General features: G+C 35.8%; 3 protein-coding genes and 1 pseudogene. 3 read left to right on the forward strand and 1 reads right to left on the reverse strand.

Translation table 11 applies throughout. The features are described from left to right. Positions 1-38 precede the first annotated feature (38 nt). The gene (locus BG20_RS10815) at positions 39-446 is read right to left on the reverse strand and encodes a nuclear transport factor 2 family protein (RefSeq protein ID WP_010195224.1); all 408 of its coding nucleotides are present in this window, start codon (positions 444-446) and stop codon (positions 39-41) included. 228 nt (positions 447-674) lie between these two features. Here BG20_RS10815 and ilvB point away from each other — a divergent pair, with 228 nt between their 5' ends. The 3 genes and pseudogenes from ilvB to BG20_RS10830 all read left to right on the forward strand — a co-directional run. Continuing rightward, positions 675-2363, forward strand: coding sequence for a biosynthetic-type acetolactate synthase large subunit (ilvB, locus tag BG20_RS10820; RefSeq protein ID WP_010195234.1), 1689 nt, complete (start codon positions 675-677; stop codon positions 2361-2363). Positions 2364-2372: 9 nt separating this feature from the next. After that, entirely contained in the window at positions 2373-2855 is a 483-nt protein-coding gene (gene ilvN, locus BG20_RS10825) for an acetolactate synthase small subunit (RefSeq protein WP_007401898.1), read from the forward strand. Next, positions 2852-3650 (forward strand): annotated as a pseudogene (locus BG20_RS10830) (2-isopropylmalate synthase); the annotation flags it as partial. The gene ilvN and the pseudogene BG20_RS10830, both read left to right, overlap by 4 nt.

The raw sequence follows: 3650 nt of genomic DNA on the forward strand, positions 1-3650 counted from the left end.
TCAAAATAAACCAGTACAAAATACAAAATAATTCAATTCTATATTTTAGATAGATGAATATGTGCAATTTTCCATGTTGGTTGTTTAACCAACACAAAAGTTGCTCTACCTTCAATTGAAATGTGTTCTCCTGTGAATGCTTTGTTGTCAACAAGCATTCCTTTTTGTTTTAATTCTAGTGCAACTACAGCTGCATCTCCAAACACACTTATTTTTGGATTTTTAATTTGATATTCGTAATCTGAAATGCTTACAAATCTTAATTCTTCTAATTCGATTGTTGTTTGATAGTTTTTTAGATCATAAGGTGGTAAATCACTAAAGCTTGAAAATTTTGAATCGTTTAGATGAATGTCTCTTAATGATGAAAAATCCTTTGATTTTCCTGATTCAAAAAGCGTTTCAATTATTTTGATAATTTCTTCATTTTCAGACAAAATTGTCAATTATGCTGTGCAAAATTATCAGTTTAAGTCTTCTGAACTAGTTACGTTCAAAAAAATAGCTATTTTCTAATAATCTTTATTAAATGTCGATTGTAAAACATATTTGAATTTCATGAGCACAAAAATAATTGGTACCTTGGGTATTTTCTTACTAGTTGATCTAGTACTGTAAAACGTGCTCTAAATTTTAACACATTAAAATTATGGAGAAAGATTTGATTGAATAAAATGGAAACTATGATTGGCGCCAGAGCATTGATGGTAGCTATGGAAAAAGAAGGAGTCAAAGAAGTATTTGGCTTACCTGGAGGTGCAAACCTTCCGATGTATGATGAATTTGCTAGATGTGATATTAGACATATTTTGGTAAGACATGAACAATCTGCAGCACATATGGCTGATGGATTTGGGAGAGTTAGCAGAAAACCTGGAGTATGCTTTGCAACATCTGGACCTGGTGCTACTAACATTTTAACTGGAATTGCTACTGCACAAGCTGATTCTTCTCCAATGATCGCAGTTACTGGTCAAGTTCCAGTGGCAATGATTGGACGAGATGCATTTCAAGAAAGTGACATAATTGGAATGGCAAATCCAGTAGTAAAATATGCATTTCAACCAAGAACTCCTGGTGAGATTCCAGAAGTGGTTAGAAAAGGATTCTATATTGCAGAAACAGGTAGACCTGGACCTGTTTTAATTGACATTCCAAAAGATGTACAACAAAAAGAAGCATCGATGGTTTTTCCAGATGAATTTAAAATTCGTGGTTATCATCCATGGACAGATCCTGACATTGTACATGTGGAGCGAGCAATTGAAATGTTACTTAGTGCAGAAAAACCAATTATCTTAGCTGGTGGTGGAACAATCATCTCATCAGCATTTGCAGAACTCCAAACAATAGCCGAACTGTTGATGATTCCCGTAGTTACTACTTTCAAAGGCAAGGGTGCATTTCCAGAAAACCATCCGTTGTCATTAGGCCCAATTGGAATGCATGGTCATGCAGAGGCAAATAAGATGATGACTGAAGCTGACTGTGTATTGGCAATAGGTACAAGATTTTCTGATAGATCAGTTGGAACGTTTGAAGCATTTGAAAAGAGACTAAAAATTATTCATATGGATGTAGATCCTGCTGAAATTGGTAAAAATCAGACTACTTCTGTTGCAGTTGTTGGTGACGTGCGTGCATCACTTAGAATTATGGTTAAGATGCTTTTACAAAAAACAGCAAAGAGAACTCAAGACACGGTTTGGATTAAACATGTAAAAGAAACCAAAGCATACTGGAAAGAACATTTAAAATTACATCCTGGTGAAATGGGCGCTGCAAAAATTCTAAGAAAGCTTAGAGAAATTTTACCACATGAATCTATTGTAACTACCGAAGTAGGTCAGCATCAAATGTGGGCTTCATTATTTTACGATGTAATACAACCCGGAACTTTTTTTAGTTCTACTGGACTTGGAACTATGGGCTGGGGATTCCCTGCAGCAATAGGTGCAAAAGTAGCACGACCTGATGTTCCTGTAGTGGATATTGCAGGTGATGGTAGTTTCAGTATGACCGAAAATTCTCTTGCAACAGCAGTGTTGGAAGATATTCCAGTTATCGTATTTTTATTAAATAATTTTACATTGGGAATGGTTGCCCAATGGCAAAGAACTTTCTATGATAGAAGAATGATTGGAGTTGATCAGGGAAAATGTCCTGATTATGTCAAACTTGCAGAATCATATGGTGCTCAAGGAATACGTGCACAATCAATGGATGAGCTTGATAAGGCAATCAAAACAGCATTGAAAAGTGACGTTGCAACAGTAATTGATATACCAATTGACCCTGAAGAAGATGTATTGCCATTTGTAGCTCCTGGAACTTCTCTTGCGGATATGATCTTACCTTCATAGTGATTAATCATGTGGGCAATTCTTACTCTATTAGTTGAAAACAAACCCGGAATCTTGTTTAAAGTAACTCATCTTTTCAGATCAAGAAATTTCAACATTGATAGTATATCTGTAGGTGTGACTGAAAATCCCGAATATTCCAGAATGACTATTACCACATATGGAGATGAAAAACAAGTAGAGCAAATAGTAAAACAACTCGATAAGATGATTGATACCATAGAGGTAAAACACCTAGATGAGCACAAAACAGTATACCGTGAACTAAGTATTTTTAAGATTAAACTGAGTAATGCTAATGATAGCATGGAAGTTAACAAATTGGCAAATGCATATGGTGGCAAAATTCACGATGTACGCAAAGATTCCATAATGGTTGAATTGACTGCTACTCCTGATCAAATCCGGGCTTTTGAGGAATTAGCAAAACCATTTGGAATTCTTGATGTTGCAAGAACCGGTGTTGCTGCCTTACAAAGGAGCGGGGCATGAAAGTTAGAATATTTGATACAACATTAAGAGATGGAGAACAAACAATTGGAGTCTCTCTATCCCCAGATCAAAAATTAGCAATTGCAAAAAAACTTGATGATCTAGGCGTTGATGCAATAGAGGCAGGCTTTCCAGTTATTTCATCTGGTGAATTCAAAGCAGTCAAGATGATTGCAGCTGAGGGATTATCATGTGAGATTGCAGGATTAACTAGAACTATCAAAAATGATATTGATTCCGCAGTTAATGCAGGATTAAATTACATCCACACATTCATTGCAACTTCTGATATACACTTACAATACAAACTCAAAATGACAAGAGAACAAGCACTTGAAAAAGCAATTGAAGCAGTAGAGTATGGAAAATCTCGTGGTCTCCAAGTAGAGTTTTCAGCTGAGGATGCTACACGAACTGACAGAGAATTCTTAAAAAAAGTATTTGCTGATGTTGCAAAAGCAGGAGCTGATAGAGTCAATATTCCTGATACTGTAGGATACTCCACTCCTGAATACATGGCAGAATTAACAAGAGATACTGTCAAAGCAACAAATCTTCCAGTAAGCGTTCATTGTCATAATGACTTTGGTTTGGCCGTTGCAAACTCTTTGGCTGGTATTCATGCTGGAGCTTCGTGTGCACATGTTACCATCAATGGAATTGGTGAGAGAGCTGGAAATGCTTCATTGGAAGAATTTTCAATGGCATTGAAATGTCTTCCATTTGAGCAAAAATATGAAACTAACATTAAATCTGAATTGATTTATGAAACATCTAGATTTATCTCAAAGACTG

Source organism: Candidatus Nitrosarchaeum limnium BG20, from assembly GCF_000241145.1.
Classification (GTDB): Archaea; Thermoproteota; Nitrososphaeria; order Nitrososphaerales; family Nitrosopumilaceae; genus Nitrosarchaeum; species Nitrosarchaeum limnae.

Excerpts from the sequence above, each read along its gene's own strand:
- ilvB (WP_010195234.1), top strand. The coding sequence starts at position 675 with ATGGAAACTATGATTGGCGCCAGAGCATTGATGGTAGCTATGGAAAAA.
- ilvN (WP_007401898.1), top strand. The coding sequence starts at position 2,373 with ATGTGGGCAATTCTTACTCTATTAGTTGAAAACAAACCCGGAATCTTG.